20 protein-coding genes are annotated in these 19,076 nt (G+C 60.1%); 12 read left to right on the forward strand and 8 right to left on the reverse strand.

The window, feature by feature from the left end; all coding sequences use genetic code 11:
- Positions 1–9 precede the first annotated feature (9 nt).
- Entirely contained in the window at positions 10–1,281 is a 1,272-nt protein-coding gene (gene rho, locus AC2FNB_RS06330; RefSeq protein ID WP_480750050.1) for a transcription termination factor Rho, read from the reverse strand.
- A gap of 124 nt (positions 1,282–1,405) precedes the next feature.
- A complete protein-coding gene (gene hemJ / locus AC2FNB_RS06335) occupies positions 1,406–1,855 on the reverse strand; it encodes a protoporphyrinogen oxidase HemJ (protein WP_496745163.1) in 450 nt (149 codons plus the stop codon).
- Positions 1,856–2,263: 408 nt separating this feature from the next.
- Here hemJ and AC2FNB_RS06340 point away from each other — a divergent pair, with 408 nt between their 5' ends.
- From AC2FNB_RS06340 to dnaQ, 4 genes are read left to right on the forward strand one after another with little or no spacing between them, the layout of a single operon-like run.
- Entirely contained in the window at positions 2,264–2,863 is a 600-nt protein-coding gene (locus AC2FNB_RS06340) for a Maf family protein (protein ID WP_496745165.1), read from the forward strand.
- Positions 2,860–3,693 carry a shikimate dehydrogenase gene (locus tag AC2FNB_RS06345; RefSeq protein WP_496745166.1) on the forward strand — a complete coding sequence of 278 codons (834 nt, stop codon included), beginning with the start codon at positions 2,860–2,862 and terminating at the stop codon, positions 3,691–3,693. The genes AC2FNB_RS06340 and AC2FNB_RS06345 overlap by 4 nt, the downstream gene beginning before the upstream one ends.
- On the forward strand, positions 3,690–4,283 hold the full coding sequence (coaE, locus tag AC2FNB_RS06350; protein WP_496745168.1) for a dephospho-CoA kinase: 594 nt from the start codon (positions 3,690–3,692) through the stop codon (positions 4,281–4,283). Before AC2FNB_RS06345 ends, coaE begins: the two co-directional genes overlap by 4 nt.
- Complete coding sequence (dnaQ, locus tag AC2FNB_RS06355) at positions 4,276–5,004, forward strand: DNA polymerase III subunit epsilon (protein WP_480750044.1); 729 nt, start codon at positions 4,276–4,278, stop codon at positions 5,002–5,004. Before coaE ends, dnaQ begins: the two co-directional genes overlap by 8 nt.
- A 27-nt stretch (positions 5,005–5,031) precedes the next feature.
- Here the strand turns inward: dnaQ and secB are convergent, their stop codons facing one another.
- Both secB and AC2FNB_RS06365 read right to left on the reverse strand, forming a co-directional pair.
- The gene (gene secB / locus AC2FNB_RS06360) at positions 5,032–5,541 is read right to left on the reverse strand and encodes a protein-export chaperone SecB (protein ID WP_496745170.1); all 510 of its coding nucleotides are present in this window, start codon (positions 5,539–5,541) and stop codon (positions 5,032–5,034) included.
- 54 nt (positions 5,542–5,595) lie between these two features.
- The gene (locus AC2FNB_RS06365) at positions 5,596–6,096 is read right to left on the reverse strand and encodes an FxsA family protein (protein ID WP_496745172.1); all 501 of its coding nucleotides are present in this window, start codon (positions 6,094–6,096) and stop codon (positions 5,596–5,598) included.
- A gap of 108 nt (positions 6,097–6,204) precedes the next feature.
- Between AC2FNB_RS06365 and AC2FNB_RS06370 the strand changes: the two genes are divergently transcribed.
- Genes AC2FNB_RS06370 through AC2FNB_RS06380 form a run of 3 tightly spaced genes read left to right on the forward strand, consistent with a single transcriptional unit; the run spans position 6,205 to position 8,488 of the window.
- Positions 6,205–6,861, forward strand: a complete 657-nt coding sequence (locus AC2FNB_RS06370; RefSeq protein ID WP_480750041.1) for a Tim44/TimA family putative adaptor protein — start codon at positions 6,205–6,207, stop codon at positions 6,859–6,861.
- Positions 6,858–7,901, forward strand: a complete 1,044-nt coding sequence (gene mltA, locus AC2FNB_RS06375) for a murein transglycosylase A (protein WP_496745174.1) — start codon at positions 6,858–6,860, stop codon at positions 7,899–7,901. Before AC2FNB_RS06370 ends, mltA begins: the two co-directional genes overlap by 4 nt.
- Complete coding sequence (locus AC2FNB_RS06380) at positions 7,901–8,488, forward strand: Smr/MutS family protein (RefSeq protein WP_480750039.1); 588 nt, start codon at positions 7,901–7,903, stop codon at positions 8,486–8,488. Before mltA ends, AC2FNB_RS06380 begins: the two co-directional genes overlap by 1 nt.
- Here the strand turns inward: AC2FNB_RS06380 and AC2FNB_RS06385 are convergent.
- The 3 genes from AC2FNB_RS06385 to hslU all read right to left on the reverse strand — a co-directional run bounded on the left by AC2FNB_RS06385 (position 8,485) and on the right by hslU (position 12,256).
- Complete coding sequence (locus tag AC2FNB_RS06385; protein WP_496745176.1) at positions 8,485–9,705, reverse strand: MFS transporter; 1,221 nt, start codon at positions 9,703–9,705, stop codon at positions 8,485–8,487. The two genes, AC2FNB_RS06380 and AC2FNB_RS06385, sit on opposite strands and share 4 nt — an antisense overlap.
- Positions 9,702–10,808 carry an alpha/beta hydrolase gene (locus tag AC2FNB_RS06390; RefSeq protein ID WP_496745178.1) on the reverse strand — a complete coding sequence of 369 codons (1,107 nt, stop codon included), beginning with the start codon at positions 10,806–10,808 and terminating at the stop codon, positions 9,702–9,704. Before AC2FNB_RS06390 ends, AC2FNB_RS06385 begins: the two co-directional genes overlap by 4 nt.
- Positions 10,809–10,948: 140 nt before the next feature.
- On the reverse strand, positions 10,949–12,256 hold the full coding sequence (hslU, locus tag AC2FNB_RS06395) for an ATP-dependent protease ATPase subunit HslU (RefSeq protein ID WP_496745180.1): 1,308 nt from the start codon (positions 12,254–12,256) through the stop codon (positions 10,949–10,951).
- A 191-nt stretch (positions 12,257–12,447) separates the two neighbouring features.
- On the opposite strand from hslU, the gene AC2FNB_RS06400 reads away from it, so the two are divergent.
- Complete coding sequence (locus AC2FNB_RS06400) at positions 12,448–12,843, forward strand: DM13 domain-containing protein (protein WP_480750035.1); 396 nt, start codon at positions 12,448–12,450, stop codon at positions 12,841–12,843.
- Between the two features lie 125 nt (positions 12,844–12,968).
- Complete coding sequence (locus AC2FNB_RS06405; protein WP_496745182.1) at positions 12,969–13,817, forward strand: class I SAM-dependent methyltransferase; 849 nt, start codon at positions 12,969–12,971, stop codon at positions 13,815–13,817.
- A gap of 24 nt (positions 13,818–13,841) precedes the next feature.
- Here AC2FNB_RS06405 and acdA read toward each other — a convergent pair whose 3' ends face one another.
- Complete coding sequence (acdA, locus tag AC2FNB_RS06410) at positions 13,842–15,062, reverse strand: 3-sulfinopropanoyl-CoA desulfinase (protein ID WP_496745184.1); 1,221 nt, start codon at positions 15,060–15,062, stop codon at positions 13,842–13,844.
- Positions 15,063–15,178: 116 nt separating this feature from the next.
- On the opposite strand from acdA, the gene AC2FNB_RS06415 reads away from it, so the two are divergent.
- The 3 genes from AC2FNB_RS06415 (at position 15,179) to AC2FNB_RS06425 (ending at position 19,073) form a co-directional block, all read left to right on the forward strand.
- Positions 15,179–16,039 (forward strand): LysR family transcriptional regulator, encoded by an 861-nt coding sequence (locus tag AC2FNB_RS06415; RefSeq protein ID WP_496745185.1) that lies wholly within the window; start codon positions 15,179–15,181, stop codon positions 16,037–16,039.
- A gap of 138 nt (positions 16,040–16,177) precedes the next feature.
- Complete coding sequence (locus tag AC2FNB_RS06420; RefSeq protein WP_496745187.1) at positions 16,178–17,707, forward strand: adenylate/guanylate cyclase domain-containing protein; 1,530 nt, start codon at positions 16,178–16,180, stop codon at positions 17,705–17,707.
- A 124-nt stretch (positions 17,708–17,831) separates the two neighbouring features.
- Entirely contained in the window at positions 17,832–19,073 is a 1,242-nt protein-coding gene (locus tag AC2FNB_RS06425; protein ID WP_480750030.1) for an MFS transporter, read from the forward strand.
- Positions 19,074–19,076: the final 3 nt, after the last annotated feature.

Below are 19,076 nucleotides of genomic sequence, written 5' to 3' on the forward strand. Positions count from 1 at the left end.
GAGACCGGATCAGGTGTTCATTGAATCGAAGAAGTCCGAGTTTGTCTTGGTCTGTTTCAACTTCGACAACAGGAACTCGATCGCATCCGTTGTGCCCATCGGGTTCAGGATACGGCGCAACACAAAGGTCTTGGCCAGATCGCCCTTGTTGACCAGCAGGTCCTCTTTCCGTGTACCCGACTTGAGGATGTCGATGGCCGGGAACACCCGCTTGTCGGCGATCTTGCGATCCAGAACGATTTCCGAGTTGCCGGTACCCTTGAATTCTTCAAAGATCACTTCGTCCATCCGGCTGCCGGTGTCGATCAGCGCGGTGGCGATGATGGTCAGCGAACCGCCCTCTTCGATATTCCGCGCCGCACCAAAGAACCGCTTGGGTCGTTGCAACGCATTCGCGTCAACACCACCGGTCAGAACCTTACCCGAGGATGGGACCACGGTGTTAAAAGCTCTACCAAGTCTTGTGATAGAGTCGAGAAGGATAACAACATCTCGTTTATGCTCGACCAAACGCTTGGCTTTTTCGATCACCATTTCCGATACGGCCACGTGGCGCGTCGCCGGTTCGTCAAAGGTCGAGGACACAACCTCACCCTTCACCGAACGTTGCATGTCCGTCACCTCTTCGGGGCGTTCGTCGATCAGCAGCACGATCAGATAGCATTCGGGGTGATTGCGTTCGATGGAATGCGCGATGTTCTGCAGGATCACTGTCTTACCGGTCCGCGGCGGCGCCACGATCAGCGACCGCTGGCCTTTTCCGATCGGAGCGACCAGATCGATCACACGGGCCGACTTGTCCTTGATCGTCGGGTCCTCGATCTCCATCTTCAGTCGCTCATCGGGGTAAAGCGGCGTCAGGTTGTCAAACGCGATCTTGTGCTTTGCCCGGTCGGGATCTTCAAAGTTGATCTTGGTGACGTTGGTCAGCGCAAAATAACGCTCGTTTTCGTCCGGCGCCTTGATATCTCCCTCGATCGTGTCACCTGTCCGCAACGAGTATTGGCGGATCATATCGGGAGAGACATAGATGTCGTCCGGGCCCGGCAAATAGTTCGCTTCGGGCGAGCGTAGAAAGCCGAACCCGTCCTGTAGCACTTCCAGCACACCATCGCCACCGATGACCCAGCCCTCATCGGCGCGCTCGCGCAGGATCTGGAACATCATCTCGCCCTTACGCATGGTCGAGGCGTTTTCGATCTCAAGCTCTTCAGCCATCGACAACAGGTCTTTGGGGCTCTTGGCCTTGAGATCGGCAAGGTTCAGGGATTCGGTTGTCATGGTTATACGACCCTTGGCCACCATCAGCGTGGCACAGATATGATTTTCAAACAGGAAGACACTCCGCCCGGACGGGCGTGTTGCGCTCTAGATATGTGACTTCCGGGCCGGAGTCAAACCGGCTTCAGAATTTCAGGATCACCGCCAGAACGATCACCACCATCAGAACAGTCGGAACCTCGTTCATCATCCGGTACTGCCGCCCGGTCAGCCTGTTTCGCCCTTCTGCGAAATCCTTGCGCCGCGCCATCAGCCAGTGGTGAAACCAGGTCATCGCGATCACCGCAGCCCCCTTGGCCCAGGGCCACGCCCAATCCCAGGCCACTACACCCGGAGTGAACACCATGACCAGACCAGCCACCCAGGCCACGACCATCGCAGGTCGCATGATAACACGCAAAAGCTTGTCTTCCATCTCAAGGAAGATCCTGGGTGCCCCTTCCACGTCCTGTGCCTGTTCCACGTGATAGACGAACAGCCGTGGCAAATAGAACAATCCTGCCATCCAGGAAATCACTGCCATGATGTGCAGGGACTTGGCCCAGGGGTACAGCGTGTAAAGAAGATCGGTCATCAGGGTCCTCGCCGCTCGCTTGGCCCTCCCTAATAAAAAAGAATGTAAAGAGAAAGGATGATGGTTTTGAAGGGGGTTGAAAATCCGTGGATTACTTGTTTTCCCATGCGGTTTTCCCCAAGTGGATCAGGCCTTTTCCGGTTTTCCACAGGCTCAGTACAAAGACGAGTATTTTGTTTATATTACAGATGTTTATAGCAAATTTCCTGGTGATCCACCTGAGGGTAAACCACGTAAAATTCCGGAATATCCCGGTTGTCCAGAGGTCCCGAGTTATCCTTGTCCCGGTTGGATAGAAAAAGCGCGAATCCCGGATCTTCTAACCGGAAATCCCGGGGTTGCGTGTCAACCGGAAAACCATACAAACCATTCAAACGAACTCATCGCTTTTCCCACGGGGTTTTCCACATGACTATCCCAATCGTCCTTGCCTCCGGCTCTCAAATCCGCGCGCAGCTTCTCAGGAACGCGGGCGTGCCATTCATCACGGATGTGCCGCGCGTTGACGAAGATACCATGAAACGCGCCCTTCTGGCGGAACAGGCCTCGCCCCGCGATATCGCCGATGCCCTGGCCGAGATGAAGACGCGCAAGATCAGCGACAAAAACCCCGATGCGATGGTTCTGGGCTGCGATCAGGTGCTGGATTTCCAAGGTCGTCTCTTGTCCAAGCCCGAAAGCCCCGATGACGCGCTGGCGCAACTCAGGGAAATGCGCGGTCAGCGGCACATGCTGTTGTCGGCCGCCGTCATCTATCAGAACCGCGAACCGGTCTGGCGGCATGTCGGTCAGGTGCGGTTGCGGATGCGTGACAGTTCCGATGCCTATCTGGAAAGCTACGTAACCCGGAACTGGGACAGCATCCGCCATGCTGTCGGAGCCTACAAACTCGAAGAAGAAGGCGTGCGCCTCTTCACCGCCATTGACGGCGACTATTTTAACGTTTTGGGTATGCCCCTGCTGGAGCTGCTCAATTTCCTGACCTTGCGGGGGCTGATCGACCGATGACCAAGACACGGATACCTCTGGCTGGTGTGATCGGACACCCCATCGCGCATTCCCGCTCACCGAAATTGCACGGTCATTGGCTAAAAACCTACGGATTGCCCGGTCACTACATCCCGATGGACGTGGCGCCGGAAGATCTGGAACAGGTGTTGCGCACCCTGCCCAAGGCCGGGTTCGTGGGCGCCAACGTGACCGTCCCGCACAAAGAGGCCGCGTTGCGGATCGCCGATCACGTAACCGACCGCGCCCGCCAGATCGGTGCGGCAAACACGCTTGTCTTTCAAGCGGATGGCACCATTCACGCTGACAACACCGACGGTTATGGTTTCATGGCGAACCTGCGTGCCGGTGCACCGGATTGGAACCCGGAAAGCGGCCCGGCGGTTGTCTTTGGTGCTGGCGGGGCCGCCCGCGCGGTCATCTCGGCCTTGCTCGGGGCCGGAGTACCGCAACTCATCCTTACCAACCGCACCCGCGCCCGTGCCGAACAGTTGCAAGCCGATTTCGGTGGCCGCGTTAGCGTGGCGGACTGGAACAGGTCCGGTGATGTGATCGGTGGCGCGGGGCTGGTGGTGAACACCACGTCACTCGGCATGGTCGGCCAGCCGGACCTGCTCGTGCCGCTGGATGGGTTGCGGACCGGTACATTGGTGACCGACCTCGTCTATGCGCCGCTCAAAACCCGTTTGCTCGAAGCGGCGGAACAGGCCGGGTGCGCCACTGTCGACGGGCTTGGCATGCTGTTGCATCAGGCGGTTCCCGGATTTGAACAGTGGTTCGGAAAACGGCCTCAGGTCGATGCCGCCACCCGGGCGGCGGCGCTGGCATGAGTTTTGCGCTAGGCCTCACCGGCTCCATCGGCATGGGCAAAAGCACCACGGCCCAGATGTTCACGGACGAGGGCTGTGCCCTGTGGGATGCGGATGCAGCCGTGCACCGGCTCTATGCGTCTGGCGGGGCGGCCGTCGAACCCATGCGCCGGGCCTTTCCCGACGCCATCGAAAACGGCACAGTCAGCCGAGCCGCCCTGAAACGGATCATCGGCGAAAACCCCGACGCGCTGAAGATCATCGAACAGATTGTCCACCCCCTCGTCGCCGCCGACCGGTCAGAGTTTCGCGCGCAGGCAACGGCCGATATCGTTGTCTTCGACATCCCCCTGCTTTTTGAAACCGGTGGTGACGCGGCGATGGACGCCGTGGCCTGCGTCTCGGTCCCGCCCGAGGTGCAGAAACAGCGGGTAATGGAGCGCGGCACCATGACCGAGGCGCAATTCGAACAGATACGGGTGAAACAGATGCCCAATGACGAAAAATGCGCGCGATCCGATTTCGTCATCGTCACCGACACACTGGACCACGCGCGCGCTCAGGTGCAGGATGTCGTCAGGCAGATACGGGCGGGGCTGGCAGATGCGTGAAATTGTACTCGATACCGAAACCACCGGGTTCGATCCCGAAAGCGGTGACCGGATCGTCGAAATCGGTGCCATCGAGTTGTGGAACCACGTCGCTACCGGCGAGACTTATCACGTCTATATCAATCCAGAACGGTCCATGCCTGCCGAGGCGTTCGGCGTTCACGGCATCGGCCCCGACCTTCTGGAACCGCCGCAGAACCCCGAACCCGGGCAGATCACGCTACGCGACAAGCCAATCTTTTCCAAGGTTGGCCAAGGGTTTCGCGACTTTGTGGGTGATGCAAAACTGGTGATCCACAACGCCGCCTTCGACATGAAGTTTCTCAACGCCGAACTGGGCTGGATAGGCCTGCCGCACATCCCGTGGGAGCAGGCCATTGATACGCTCGCCATCGCCCGCCGACGGTTTCCCGGCTCGCCCGCCTCGCTGGATGCGCTGTGCCGCCGGTTCAATATCGACAATTCGAACCGAATCCTGCACGGCGCGCTGCTTGACTCGGAAATCCTGGCCGAGGTCTATCTGGAACTGATCGGCGGGCGGCAGCCCGATTTCGGCCTGTCCGCCACAGGCACAAATGGACCACGCGCAGGCGATGCCGAGGCATGGCGTCCAACGGCCCGTCCAACCCCTCTACCAGGCCGGATCACCGAGGCCGAGCAACAGGCGCACGAGGCATTTCTGGAAAAACTGGGCGAGAACGCCCTGTGGAAACGCGCCTGACCGGCAGGCCAGGCGCACAATCCGAACTCAGGCGTCGGCCTTTTTGGTCTCGGCCTGACGACGCAGCAACTCGTTGCGATACAGTTGCACAAAGTCGATATTGTCGAGGTTCACCGGTGGATAGCCACCGTCGCGAGTCGCGTCGCTGACAATCCGGCGCAGGAACGGGAACAGCATGCGCGGGCATTCGATCAGCAGGAACGGATGCAGTTGATCCTCCGGCACGCCTTCGACATGGAACAGACCGCAATAGTCGATCTCGAACAGAAACAGAACCTCGTCCATCGCCTTGACCTTCGAGGTCAACTTCAGCTTGATCGACACTTCGTACTGATGGTCGGCCTGCCGTTTCTTGGCATCCAGATTGACCTGTACCTGGATCTCGGGCTGCACTTCGCCTGACACGCCCTTTTGTGCCATCACGTTTTCAAAGGACATATCGCGAATGAACTGTCCCAGAACGCGCATCTGGACCTGAGGGGTTTGCGGGGCTTGTACGCCTTCGGGCTGGCCGCCCTCGGCACTGTTTTCGGTCATTGAAGTACTCCGGTTTTTTTGATCACCGCTGCTTATCAAGTAACCGTTATCGACTCAATGCCGCCGGTTGTCTCGAATCTGCGAAATTGGGTCATTTGCGGTGTTTTGTGGCTGAACTTCGGTAAACTCTCCGTCAATTATGTCCCCTCGATTGAAACGCGCGCCTCTCGAACGAAAATGCGTTCGGGTTTGAGGGTGTATTCGTGAGGGTTGAGTGACTTTGCGAAGATAGTTGAAAACCACAGATCTGACCGGAGGGATCAGCAGCGCAACCCCGACGGCATCCGTAAAAAAACCGGGAGCCATCAGAAGTGTGCCCGCGATGATGATCATGATCCCATGCATGATCGGTTCTGTCGGGTCGGACATTGTCGTAAAGGCGTTTTGTGCGCGTACCATCATTTCCTGACCCTGTGCGCGGATAAGGGCGATACCTATAATCGCGGTCAGTACCACGAGTGCCAGCGTCGGCCACAGCCCGATCCAACCGCCGACTTTGATAAACAGAGCGATCTCGATGATTGGCACCAGCAAAAAGGCCAAAAACAGATACATTTGTCACGTCCTTTCCTACATGGCGGGTGGTGGACTTGCCGCCATGTGTCCCCTACATAGTGGTTTAAGGCCCTGTGCACAAAGTCTCTGTTCCGAAATGAGGACAAAATGAATTCACCCCTGATCCAGCTTCTGGTGCTGGCCGGCATCGCCGTTTTCCTGATCTTGCGACTCAGAAGTGTTCTGGGCACGCGGGAAGGCTTTGAAAAACCGCCTGTGCCGCGCCAACCTGCGGGCAAGTCGCGCCGTGATTTCGAAGTGATCGAAGGCGGCCCTGATCAGGACATCATCGACCATGTCCCCGAAGACAGCCCAGAGGCGGAACAACTGGCAGCGATGAAACGGGTCGAACCTTCGTTTTCGGTCAGCGAATTCGTTCAGGGCGCGCGCGGCGCTTACGAACTGATCGTCATGGGGTTCGAGCGCGGCAATCTCGACGAGATTCAGCCCTTCCTGTCGGAAGAGGTGTTCGACACCTTCGTCTCGGTGGTGGCCGACCGCGAAGACAAGGGCCTGACGATCGAGGCCGAATTCGTGGGTGTCCGCGAAACCACGCTTTCGGATGCGAAATTCGACAAGGACAGCAACCGCGCCGAAATCACAATGCGTTTCGTTGGCGAACTGACCTCGGTCGTGCGCGACAAGGGCGGTGACATCGTCGAAGGCAGCCCGAATACCGTCAAGCGGCAAAAGGACAGCTGGACATTTGCCCGCGTGATGGGCAGCGACGACCCGAACTGGATGCTGGTCGCCACGGACGCATGATTGCCGGCCTCCGGTCATTTGTTCTGGCGGGTGCCCTCATGACCGCGGCCAGCGGTGCCGGGGCCGAGCCGACATATGACGTCCTGTCCTTCGACGATCTTGACGGCTGGGCGCAGGACGATCACGCCGCCGCCCTGTCCGTGTTTCTCAACACTTGCGAGGATCTGGGCGATCCAGACTGGCAGGCCCTGTGTTCGATTGCACAGATGCATCAGGGCGATGCGGCGCGGTCCTTCTTCGAATTGTTCTTTCGCCCGATCCTGATCCGGGACGGTAAGGACGCGCTGTTCACCGGCTATTTCGAACCCGAACTCGACGGCTCGCTGCACCGAACCGACAGGTTCCGCTATCCGATCTACCGGATGCCGCCCGAGGCGCGCGAAACCTCTCCGTGGCTCAGCCGCCGAGAGCTTTTGACCAGCGGCGCCCTCGAAGGGCGCGGGCTGGAAATTGCATGGGTCGATGACCCGGTCGAGCTGTTCTTTCTGCAAATTCAGGGGTCCGGCCGCATCCGCCTGCCCGATGGCAACTCGCTGCGGATTGGCTATGGCGGCGCAAACGGGCACCCGTACCGCTCCATCGGAATGGAACTGGTAAATCGCGGCATCTTTGCTGCCCATCAGGTCAGCGCGCAGATGATCAAGAGCTGGGTCAGAAAGAACCCGGCTGAAGGCATCGAGTTACTGTATCACAATCCGTCTTATGTGTTTTTCCGCAAGCTGAACCGTGTCGCGCCGCACCTTGGCCCGCTCGGCGCGATGAACCGGTCGGTCACCGCGATGCGCACCATTGCCGCCGATCCCGCCTTTACACCGCTGGGTTCGCCCGTCTGGCTGGAAAAGGACGGCAAGGACCCGATCCGCCGCCTCATGATTGCGCAGGATACCGGCTCGGCCATCAAGGGCGCGCAGCGGGCGGACATCTTCTTTGGCACCGGTGACGAGGCTGGCAAGGCCGCCGGTACCCTCAAGGATCCGGGCCGGATGGTGGTTCTGCTGCCAATCCAGCGCGCCTATGCCCTGCTGCCGGACGATTTCTGATGACCCGGCGCAAACTGACGGCAGAAGAGATTGAGCTCTGGCGCAGGGTCGCAAAAAAGACAGAGCGTCTGCACCCCGAAATACCGCACTCGGTCCACCCCCGGACCCTGCCCAAACCGAAACCCGCAAAACCGCTCCCGGCGCGGGTCGAACCCTTCGACCTGGGCCAGTTCGCCACGCCAAAACCACAGCGGCACGCGCTGAAACCCACGATCACCGAGGATCTGGCTGCCGCGCCGCTGCAGATGGACCGTAAGGCATTCGCCCGAATGAAGCGTGGCAAGCTCAAGCCCGAGGGGCGCCTTGATCTGCATGGCATGCGCGTCGACGCCGCCCATCCGGCACTGGTCCGGTTCATTCTCGGCGCTCAGGCGTCGGGCAAGCGGTTGGTGCTGGTGATTACCGGCAAAGGCAAGGACCGGGATGAGCCCGGCCCCATTCCCACGCCGCGCGGCGTGTTGCGCAACCAGGTGCCGCAATGGCTGCGACTGCCGCCGCTGGCGCAGGCCGTCATGCAGGTAACACCGGCCCATATCAGCCACGGTGGTGATGGCGCCTACTACGTGTATTTGCGCCGTAGCCGCTAAAACGAACGCACCGCGCGGTGAATGCCGACCCGGGTGATGACGCAGACAAAGACGAAATAGGCGGCGATCCCGACAAACTGCGTCTCAAGCCCGATGCCAAGGTCGATCAGCGCCCCGGTCACGCCCGGTCCGATGGCCGACCCCAGCACCATCACCGCCGCCGCCACCGCCTTGATCGAACCAATGTGACGGGTGCCGTAAAACTCGGCCCAGAACGCGCCCGGCAGCGTGGTATTCGCGCCCGTCGTCAGCGCCAGAAAGAACAGGCCCACCAACGCCCCGCCAATGCTCTGGGCAGATGCAAGGATCAGAAAGGCCAGCGCCATTGGCAGCTGATAAAAGGGCATCATTCGCGCCGTGCCCCATTTGTCCAGCGCCCAACCCGCCCCGAACATCGAAAACAGTGACAGCCCGGTGTAAAAGGGAAACAGCGCCACCAGCTCGATATGCAGCCACCCCTTGATCTCGGCCAGGTACACCTGGTGGAAAAAGAACGCCGTAACAAACGCTCCCGGCCCCAAAAGCGCCGGAACCATGAACCAGAACAGCGGATGCGTCAGCGCCTCGCGCCGGGTCCAGTGACGATCCTCCATCCCGGCGGCGGAATAGCTGTCCGACATGCTCTGCGGCGTGCGCTCCTGCGCCAGCAGCCGGATCAGGATCGGCGCCCCCATCAGCGCGACCAGCGCGGCGCCCAGCCACAGGAACCGCCAGTCGATCACCGCCATAAGCGCCACAAAAAGCAGCGGCAACAGCGCCTCGCCAACCGCGAACCCGGTGGTGGCAATGGCCATCGCCCGGCCTCGCGTCGTGGTGAACCAGCGCGCCATGGCGACCATGGCGATATGACTGCTCATCCCCTGCCCGAAAAGGCGCAGCAGAAAGATCACCACCGGCAACAGCGCAGCCACCGGATTCAGCGCCATTGCCACCGCCGCCATGGCCAGCCCGGCCAGAACCGCCGGTCCTAATACGCGCACCCGAAAGACATCCGTCAACGACCCCGCCCAGACCATGACCGCCGCCGACACCATGGTCCCCAGCGAATAGATCCCGCCCCATTGCCCGTGGCTCAAGCCGAATTCGGCCCGGATCTCGCCGGCAAAGATCGAAATGAAAAAGGTCTGCCCGAAACTCGACAGAAAGGTCAGCAAAACCCCGGCTGCCAGCCACCGCGCATTCTCGGCAAGATAGCCTGACAGCGACGACAGTTTCATCCGCCGTCATCCACCGGGGCCAGGACAGTCTCTGTCGCTTGCCCCCGCCGCCGTTTTCCCGCCGGGGTCAGGAACCCGATCGTTGCCTCCTCGGGACCGAACGTATCGCTCAACCGGCGCGCGGAACTCAGGATGGATATCAGCGCCGGAGAGGTCGCCGCCACGAAATGAGACGACTCCGCATCGTCGCTAAAGGCCGTCGTGTCGATGATGTCGACCGGATAATCTGCCAGCTGATCGACCGACGCCAGATTGCCCAATCGCTTGCTGTCGTTGGTGCCGCGCAGACGCGCCGAGATGTTCAGCGCCTTGTCCTTCTTGGACACCATCACCACAAACGGCTTGGGTGGGTTGGGTATCCGGTCCATCTGCGATTTGAACACATCCACATCCAGATCCGGAGAGATCAGGACAACACCGTCAAGCGTGCGCGCCGCCCATCCCGGCTCCTTCAGCTCCGCCTGTCGCATCATCTCCATCGTCAATGCCGATCCCATCGAATGCGCGACGATACCGATCTTGCCGACGCCTTGCGCGTCGAGCTGGCGAATGGTCTCTTCCAGACCGTCGCGCGCAAACAGCATGCTGTCGATGTCATAGGCGTATCCGAACGCGCTTGCCCGGCTGGGCCAGGAATAGATCAGCAGCGATCCGGGCATCCCGATATCTTCCGCCAGTTGCGCCGCCCGAAACGCCGTTTCGGTCTGGGTGGCGTTATAGCCGTGCACGAAAATGGTCACATCCCTGCCGGACCCATTCCGCTTTTCAAGGATGCGCCTGCCCAACTCGGCGGGCGAGTCCAGTTCTTCAAGGCCAGCCAGCACGAATTGCGTGCGCGCGTCAGGCTCGTCATAGGAATAAACCAATTGCCCCGGCTTGTGTGACGGGGGCACCGTCACCGTCATTTCCAGATATTGCAACCGCTCGGCCCTGCGAAACCCATAGGTTCCGTTTCTTTCCCGCGCCCGTGTCGAGGTCGCGAAAACGGTGCGCGGCGCCCCGATCTCCACCGCATCCGGCACAATGACCGAAACGGTTCGGTCCGAACAGGCCGACAGGGTCAGAACTATCAGATAAATCGCCAGCCGCCGCACAGGACTCACTTTCCCGAATCTTGCGCGCCACGCTAGCCGAAAAATGACCGGCGTCCATCCCCCGCCCCGGGTCGCGCTTCTTTCTGGTCTTCAATACCCCGGGGTGAATTGCCCGCAGGGCAAGAGGGGCAGCGCCCCCCATTGCGGCATCAAAGAACGTAGCGGCTCAGATCGGTCGACTTGGTCAGCTCGCCAAGATTCTTCTGAACAAATTCCGCATTCACGGTGACCTGCGTTCCCGCCTGATCCGGCGCGGCAAAGGACAGTTCCTCGAACACCCGCTCCATCACCGTGTAAAGCCGCCGCGCGCCGATGTTCTCGACGCTCTGGTTGACCTCCGCCGCAATCCGGGCAAGTGCCGCGATACCATCCTCTGTGAAAGACACATCGACCTCCTCGGTGCCCATCAGCGCCGTGTACTGGCGGGTCAGTGCATTGTCGGTTTCGGTCAGGATTCGCACGAAATCCTCCTCGGTCAGCGCCCGCAACTCCACCCGGATCGGCAGGCGGCCCTGCAGTTCCGGCAACAGGTCCGACGGCTTGGCGATGTGAAACGCACCGCTGGCGATGAACAGGATATGGTCGGTCTTGACCGGGCCGTGCTTGGTCGACACCGTGGTACCCTCGATCAACGGCAGCAGATCGCGCTGCACGCCCTCGCGGCTGACATCGCCGCCGCGCACATCCGTGCGGGCGCAGACCTTGTCGATCTCATCCAGAAACACGATGCCGTTCTGCTCGACCGCCTCCAGCGCGGCGCGGGTCACCGCCTCGTCATCCAGCAGCTTGTCGGCCTCTTCCCCGATCAGCACCTCGTAACTTTCGGCCACGGTCATGCGCCGCTTGGTGGTGCGGCCGCCAAAGGCTTTGCCGAAAATGTCGCCCAGGTTCATCATGCCCATCTGGCTGCCCGGCTGGCCGGGAATGTCGAACATCGGCATCGGGTTTGAATGATCCGCGACTTCAAGCTCGATCACCGTGTCGTCCAGCTCTCCGGCCTTCAGCTTCTTGCGGAACATCTCGCGGGTGCCCTCGCGCGCATCCTCGCCCGTAATCGCCGAGATCACCCGCTCTTCGGCGGCCTTGTGGGCGCTGGCCTTGACGTCCTCGCGCATGTGCTCGCGGGTCTGCAGGATGGCGGCATCGGCCAGATCGCGCACGATCTGTTCCACGTCGCGGCCGACATATCCCACTTCGGTGAACTTGGTCGCCTCGACCTTGATGAAGGGCGCGCGCGCCAGCTTGGCCAGCCGGCGGCTGATCTCGGTCTTGCCAACACCGGTGGGTCCGATCATCAGGATGTTCTTTGGATACACTTCTTCCCGCAGGTCATCGGGCAACTGCTTGCGCCGCCAGCGGTTGCGCAGCGCCACCGCCACGGCGCGCTTGGCGTCCTTCTGTCCGATGATGAAACGGTCAAGCTCCGAAACAATCTCGCGCGGGGTCAGGTCGGTCATCTGCTCTCAATCCGGTTGTTGCGCCCCGGAACCTAAGCATGAGGCGCGGAAACGCAAGCCGATCACGAACAGATCACGGAAAAACACCGGTTTTCACCGAATGGTGACTGCCCCTTACATCCGCCGACGAAATATCCAATTTGCGCTCAAGGCAATATCAGCCTGCTAGAAACCAAGGGAGACAGTATCCAATGATGAATCGCCGCTCACTGCTTATGGCCGCCGCCGCATCCGGCGTGGCACTGACCGTTGCCGCCCCGACCTCCGCCCTGGCCGCCGAAGCAAAGGGCAAATTCGAAGGCCGTTCCAACCACGAAACATCCGGTTCGGTGAAACTGATCAAGCAGGACGACCGCTATATCGTCGAACTGGGCCGCGATTTCTCGCTTGATGGCGGCCCCGATCCGCGCGTGGCCTTCGGCAAGGACGGTCACTATGACCCCGACACCAAGCTGGGCGCGCTGCTCAAGCTCACGGGCAAACAGCGCTATGCCGTGCCGCCGACCTTGGATGTCTCCAAGTTCAACGAGGTCTACATCTGGTGCGAAGTCGCCGGTGTTCCTCTGGGCGTTGCCGCGATCCACTAAGGGCGCCGCCACTCACATCATGACGCCCTGGGGGGGTCGGGCCTTGGCCCGGCCCCTTTTCATTGGCGGCTCACGCAAAACGAACCTGTGTTATGTTGGCTCAGGTGCAGGGTTTGAGGTGCGTGATGGCTGACAACAAGGAACAAGCAGATTACTGGAGCTCGGCTTCGGGCCTGAAATGGATAAGGTTTGAAGAAGAACTGGACGCCGTGTTTGACAACGTGAACCGGGAACTCATCCACCGCCTGCGTCCGAAACCGGGTGAACGTGCGCTCGACATCGGTTGTGGAACCGGCGCAACCGCCAGAGCATTTTCGCGACATCTCGCCCCCGGCGGCGCCATCACGGCGCTGGACATCTCCGAACCGCTGCTGGCCCACGCAAAATCCAGGGCGGGTGGAACAGCTGTAAAATCGCAATACAGCCTGCTGGATGCGCAATCCGATACGATCCCCGGCGCGCCATTCGATATCGTGACGTCCCGGTTCGGGGTCATGTTCTTTTCCGACCCGGTATCGGCCTTCGCCAATATCCGCGCCCATCTGCGCAAAGGTGGTCGGATGGTGGTCGCGGCCTGGGCGCCGATGAAAGACAACCTCTGGTTTCAGGCCCCGTGCCAGGCCGCGATCAGTCAGCTTGGCCCGCCCGATCCATCCGTTCCGAACGCACCGGGGCCGCTTGGATTTCAGGACATCGGTCACGTGCTCGACATCCTGAAACGCGCGGGTTTCGAGGACGCAACGGGCGAGGTTGCCGAGACCACATTGGCTTATCCGGGATCGTTGGCGCAGGTGGCCGCGCTGGCCTCCAACATTGGTCCCGCTGCGCGGATACTGAAGAAATACAACGGCGGCCCAAAGGACATTCAGGTCATTCAGGCACAGGTGCTTGAGAATTTTCGCGCCTTCGAGGGTCCGGACAGCGTCAACATACCGGCCCGCCTCAACTTCTTTCAGGCAACGAATACCGGGTGAACCACGTCGCCAAAACCCGCCAACCTATTCTGCGGCAAAACCCTGAGCTGTGATGCCCGCGCTTTGATATCCGCCGCGGGTTTGCGGGCACTTGATGCCCAAGGCCGAGCTGGCGATCTGGTTGCGCAGGATTTGTGCGGTTCCGCCACCGATCGTGAACATGCGAACATCCCGGTACATCCGTTCCAACGGCTCCCTGTCGCTGTACCCCCGCGCGCCAAACATCTGAAGCGCGTCGTTGACAACCTTGATTGCCATTTCCGTGGCAAAAAGCTTTGCCCGCGCCGCTTTTGCCATATCGGGAAACCCGTTCCCGTCCGGGCCGCAGGAACGCGCGGCGTCATGCAGCAAAAGACGTGCGGCATGGATCTGCGTATCCATGTCGGCCACCATCCATTGCAACCCCTGGAACTCGGCCAATGGGCGGCCGAACTGCTCCCGCTGCAAAAGGTATTGCTTTGCGCGACCCAAGGCGCCAGCGGCAACGCCCATCGCGATGGTCCCGGCGCCGACCCTCTGCGAATTATAGGCATTCATGAGATCCGAAAACCCGCGCCTTAGACCAGAGGGCGGTTTCAACAGCCACTTTTCGTGCACCTCAAGATCGTCAAACCGCAACTCTGCCTCGGGCATCCCGCAAAGTCCAAGCGTGTGTTCGCGACCGACGATCTGGAATCCCCTCGGCAGGTCCGCTTTGATCGGATCGGCAAACACGATGAACCCGCCAATACCCAGATACTCGCCGCCTTCATCCAGAACGCGCGCAAAGATCAGGTGAAGCTTCGACACGCCGCCGCCCGTGATCCAGTGCTTTCGCCCGTTCAGAACATAGGTGTCTCCACGTTTTTGCGCGGTTGTCCGCATCTCGGTTGCCGCGCTGCCGGCTTCGGGTTCCGTGATGCAGATCGCCGGCTTGTCGCCCGCCAGAACATGCCGGGCGCAGAACGCTTTCTGCTCTTCCGAGCCATAGGCCATGACGGCGCTTATGCCGCCCATGTTGGCCTCGACCACCACGCGCGCCGTCAGCGTGCAGGCCTTCGCGATTTCCTCGACCACCTCGACCACGTCAAGGAAACTCGCGCCTTGGCCGCCCAGTTCCGTCGGGATCGTCATGCCCATGATGCCGGCATCCGACAGGGCCGAGACGTTACTCCAGCAATAGCTGCGCGTCCTGTCCCAATGGGACGCGCGGCGTTCAAATTCCAAGGTCAGTTCTCTGGCGGTTGCAACAAGCGGGTGGGTCATCGAAACGGCTCCTGCGAGCATCGATTTCACGGAAATGTGATTGCCTCAACCTAGCAGACCTTTTATTTCATTCCTATCGTATAAAAGTGGACTAGTAATTCAAGAATATTGAAATAATGCACACACGATCCCTCAGAAGCCTAACCAGGATCTCGCAGCTTCGCTCGTTCAGCGAAGCAGCGGAACAACTCGGCATGACGCTGTCCGCCCTTTCCATGCAGATGAAAGCTCTGGAAGAGGCGCTGGGCGTGGATCTGTTCGACCGTTCGGTAAGACCGCCGCGCCTGACCCCGATCGGCCGCGCCATCGTCGAAGAAGCAACGCCCCTCCTGCGGCACGAAGAGAAACTGATCGAAATCTGCCGTCCCAGCGATGATCTGGTTGGTCGGTTCCGGCTCGGGTTTGTCACCACGGCAGCCGTCCGATTGCTGCCGGGGTTTCTGCGGATGGCCAATCGGGACGTACCGCGCGCCGCGTTCGATTTCGAAACCGGGTTGTCCGCCACATTGCAGGGCAAGGTTGTCTCGGGCCAGTTGGATGCCGCCGTCATAACCGATGCCGACGGGCTTCCCGACCAGTTGTCATCACACGTCCTGCGGCAAGAGCCCTTTGTCTTTGCCGCCCACGGCTCACTGCTTGCAGATGGGCTTCCCGGTCTCTTGTCCGACAGCGCTTTCTTCCACTTCATGCCCGATACCGGGATCGGAAAACTGATTGCCAAAGCCATGCTGGAACAAAAGCGTCCCACCGATGCAAGGACAATCGTTCTGGATAACCTCGAAGCCATCATGGAATGTGTTTCGGCCGGGCTTGGCTTTACCCTGCTTCCCGTTCCGGACGTGGAACGCTACCGCATCCCCGAAGTGAAAACGCTCAAGGCACCAGCAACGCTTCAGCGCAGGCTGGTCCTCGTCACCGCGTGCGACAGTGTCCTGGCCCGGCGCTCTGCCCGTCTCGCGGCCTTGTTCCGTGAATGATGGGTGTCAATCAGGAACGGTCAGTTTGCCCAAGCCCGGTTTCGGTTCTGAAATGGACAATATTCGGCCCGACAGCACCAGAATACCTGGCTGCTTCAACGTTTGGCGGGCAACGAATACCGGTTGATGCGGCCCGCGATGTCGCCGCGCATTCCCGAAAATTGGGAAAACCCCCGACGCTCGTATACACTGGTTGAAACTCGATCCGTGTTCATTCTGGGGGGCGCGATGCCGCGGCATGAGACATCAGACAACTCCAAAGGCGACAGGCAGAACCTGATCAAGCCAGGCCTCGCAGACGACACTCTGAACAAAAAGCTGAGGGACGCTCTTGATCGTCAGGCCGCCACGTCGGAAATCCTTGACGTGATCAGCCGCTCGCCGACCGATACGCAGCCCGTTTTCAACGCCATAGTCCGCGCCGGTCTGAAACTTTTTCCCGATGCCACCATCAGCATCGCACTTCGCGACGGCAACGAAGTCAAAGCGGCTGCAATCGCCGGCCCCGATCAGGCGGGGGTCGAGGCATGGCGCGGCCGCTTTCCGGCGCCGCTTCATCCCGAAACAATCCACGGCCACGTGATCCTGAACGGCAAGGCCATCGACATTGCCGACGTCGCCGATGCGCAGGACATGTTTCCGATGGGTGCGGGCAACTTTCTGGCCTCCGGCTATCGCGCCGTCACGATGATGCCGATTGCCCAGGGCGACACGACAGTCGGTGCTCTGGCCGTTCTTCGACTGACGACAGGCGGGCTCACGACCGAGCAGTTCGACATACTGCAAACCTTTGTCGCACAGGCAAATATCGCCGTCGAAAACACCCATCTGGTGACCCGGATGCAGCAGGCCAACGCCGCGCTGCAACACCTGTCGAGCCAGCTTTCCAAATACATGCCGCCGCAGCTCTACCAGTCGATACTGGACGGAGGGCAACAGGTCGTGCTCGACTCCCGCCGCAAGAAACTGACAATCTTCTTTTCCGACATTGCCGATTTTTCCGAAATCACCGACCAGCTGGAAGCCGAAGAGCTGACCGCCCTGTTGAATGAATACCTGTCCGAGATGTCCTTGGTTGCGCAGGATCACGGGGCCTATTTTGACAAGTTTATCGGCGACGCAATGATGTTCTATTTTGGCGATCCGGAAAGCCGCGGGGCCAAAGAGGACGCATCGGCCTGTGTCAGAATGGCCATTGCCATGCAGCGCCGATTGGCTGAATTGCAGGCCGGCTGGCATCGACGGGGCCTGATCGACCGGCCATTTCAGGCCCGCATGGGCATCAATACCGGATATTGCACCGTGGGCAATTTCGGCTCTGACGACCGAATGGACCACACGATCATCGGATACGAGGTGAATCTGGCCGCAAGGCTGGAAGCCGAGGCCGATCCGGGCGGGATACTGCTGGCCGCGGAAACCTATTCCCTTGTGAAAGATTGGCTGCCTGTCGAAGAGCGCGAGCCGATCACGGTCAAGGGCTTTCGCCATCCCATACGCATATACGCGGTGCGGGGGCTCCACGAACTTGACGAACCGAATTCGAATGTCCTCCATCACGAAGGCAAGGGTTACGACTTTACCGTTGATCGCAGCCGGATGGGCCTGGATTCCCGACAACAAGCTTTGGCAGCGCTTAGGCGCCTGCTTTCCGAACTGGATGGTTGACCCTTTGCCGGGCGGCATCTTTGCGGGCCATTCACCGCCACATGCAACGGCCAGGCCTGACCGCTAGGTGAAACCAACCGGTGCTGCTACACTGCCCATCAGGGCTTCAGACCGGAGGGGCAGCATGTCAACCATTGCCAAGATTACCTTGTTGTTTGTTGTGTTTGTCGATCTCATCGGTCAGGGCCTTGTCTTCCCGATCATCAACTCGATGATCATGGAACCGACATCAAGCTTCCTGCCTCATGACACCCCCACCGGCAGCCGCCATTTCTATTACGGCCTCGTCATCGGGTGCTTCTTTCTCGCGTGGTTTCTTGGTGTTGTCTACGTCTCCAAGGTGTCCGATTCCATCGGGCGCAAGAATGCGCTGCTCATCTGTCTTGGCGGCGCATTGCTGGGTTATGCCCTGACCATCCTGTCGCTTTATCTCAACAGCCTGCTGTTGCTGATCATCGGCCGCAGTGTCACCGGCTTCACCGCCGGAAACCAGCCCATCGCGCAGGCCGCGATGATCGACGGCAGCACCGATGCCGCCGACCGTGACCGCAACATGGGCTATATCGTGACCGGTGTCAGCTTTGGCCTCGTCGGTGGTCCGATCATCGGTGCGATCCTGTCCGACAAGGCGCTTCTGGGCGGCGCTGCAACTTTCAAGACACCGTTTTACGGCGCTTTCGTTCTGGTGCTGATCGCCATTTTTCTGGTTCTTGCCTTCTTCAAGGACACCCGCGCCGAACGCGCGCCCTTCGTGTTTCGCCCGCGCGACATCACCGACAGCCTGCTGGCGATTGGAAAACACCCGCTATTGCTGAAACTCATGCCGGTCTATTCGCTGTTCATGATCGCGAACGTGACCTTTTACGTCTTCGTCGACAATTTCCTGACCAGCGCCTTCGGATACGGCGTGCTTGGCGGCAGCATGGCGATGGTCGTCATCGGCTTTGCGCTGGCCTTCTCCTCGACCTTCCTGGTGAAACCGGCACAGGAAAGGTTCAGCAAGCACGCCATCGTCCGAACCTCGCTGGTGGTCATGATGATCTGCGGGCTGGCCTTTGCCTTTATCCCGTCCGCCATTCTGGTCTATGTTCCGGTCTTTGGATTCTATTTCCTGTTTGGCGTGTCGTACCCGACCTTCCTGGGGCTTTTGTCCTCCAGCGTCAGCGAGTCCGATCAGGGCTGGGTGATGGGCGTCGGAACCGCCGTTTTCTGTCTGGCCGGTGGCGTCATGTCCCTGATCGGCGGCGGCTTGATGAGCATCGATATCCGCCTGCCCTACTACATCGTGATCGTCGCCGCCGGGCTGGGCCTTATCGGCATGTACCGGCAATGGAAAACCAAAGACGTCAAGGCGCTGCTGGCCTGAGCA

This window comes from Ruegeria sp. BHSB058, assembly GCF_059613285.1.

Excerpts from the sequence above, each read along its gene's own strand:
- AC2FNB_RS06340 (WP_496745165.1), top strand. The coding sequence starts at position 2,264 with ATGACTATCCCAATCGTCCTTGCCTCCGGCTCTCAAATCCGCGCGCAG.
- AC2FNB_RS06400 (WP_480750035.1), top strand. The coding sequence starts at position 12,448 with ATGATGAATCGCCGCTCACTGCTTATGGCCGCCGCCGCATCCGGCGTG.
- AC2FNB_RS06405 (WP_496745182.1), top strand. The coding sequence starts at position 12,969 with ATGGCTGACAACAAGGAACAAGCAGATTACTGGAGCTCGGCTTCGGGC.
- AC2FNB_RS06425 (WP_480750030.1), top strand. The coding sequence starts at position 17,832 with ATGTCAACCATTGCCAAGATTACCTTGTTGTTTGTTGTGTTTGTCGAT.
- mltA (WP_496745174.1), top strand. The coding sequence starts at position 6,858 with ATGATTGCCGGCCTCCGGTCATTTGTTCTGGCGGGTGCCCTCATGACC.
- AC2FNB_RS06380 (WP_480750039.1), top strand. The coding sequence starts at position 7,901 with ATGACCCGGCGCAAACTGACGGCAGAAGAGATTGAGCTCTGGCGCAGG.
- coaE (WP_496745168.1), top strand. The coding sequence starts at position 3,690 with ATGAGTTTTGCGCTAGGCCTCACCGGCTCCATCGGCATGGGCAAAAGC.
- acdA (WP_496745184.1), bottom strand. The coding sequence starts at position 15,062 with ATGACCCACCCGCTTGTTGCAACCGCCAGAGAACTGACCTTGGAATTT.
- hemJ (WP_496745163.1), bottom strand. The coding sequence starts at position 1,855 with ATGACCGATCTTCTTTACACGCTGTACCCCTGGGCCAAGTCCCTGCAC.
- AC2FNB_RS06420 (WP_496745187.1), top strand. The coding sequence starts at position 16,178 with ATGTCGCCGCGCATTCCCGAAAATTGGGAAAACCCCCGACGCTCGTAT.
- AC2FNB_RS06370 (WP_480750041.1), top strand. The coding sequence starts at position 6,205 with ATGAATTCACCCCTGATCCAGCTTCTGGTGCTGGCCGGCATCGCCGTT.
- AC2FNB_RS06385 (WP_496745176.1), bottom strand. The coding sequence starts at position 9,705 with ATGAAACTGTCGTCGCTGTCAGGCTATCTTGCCGAGAATGCGCGGTGG.
- AC2FNB_RS06415 (WP_496745185.1), top strand. The coding sequence starts at position 15,179 with ATGCACACACGATCCCTCAGAAGCCTAACCAGGATCTCGCAGCTTCGC.
- AC2FNB_RS06345 (WP_496745166.1), top strand. The coding sequence starts at position 2,860 with ATGACCAAGACACGGATACCTCTGGCTGGTGTGATCGGACACCCCATC.
- AC2FNB_RS06365 (WP_496745172.1), bottom strand. The coding sequence starts at position 6,096 with ATGTATCTGTTTTTGGCCTTTTTGCTGGTGCCAATCATCGAGATCGCT.
- dnaQ (WP_480750044.1), top strand. The coding sequence starts at position 4,276 with ATGCGTGAAATTGTACTCGATACCGAAACCACCGGGTTCGATCCCGAA.
- secB (WP_496745170.1), bottom strand. The coding sequence starts at position 5,541 with ATGACCGAAAACAGTGCCGAGGGCGGCCAGCCCGAAGGCGTACAAGCC.
- hslU (WP_496745180.1), bottom strand. The coding sequence starts at position 12,256 with ATGACCGACCTGACCCCGCGCGAGATTGTTTCGGAGCTTGACCGTTTC.
- rho (WP_480750050.1), bottom strand. The coding sequence starts at position 1,281 with ATGACAACCGAATCCCTGAACCTTGCCGATCTCAAGGCCAAGAGCCCC.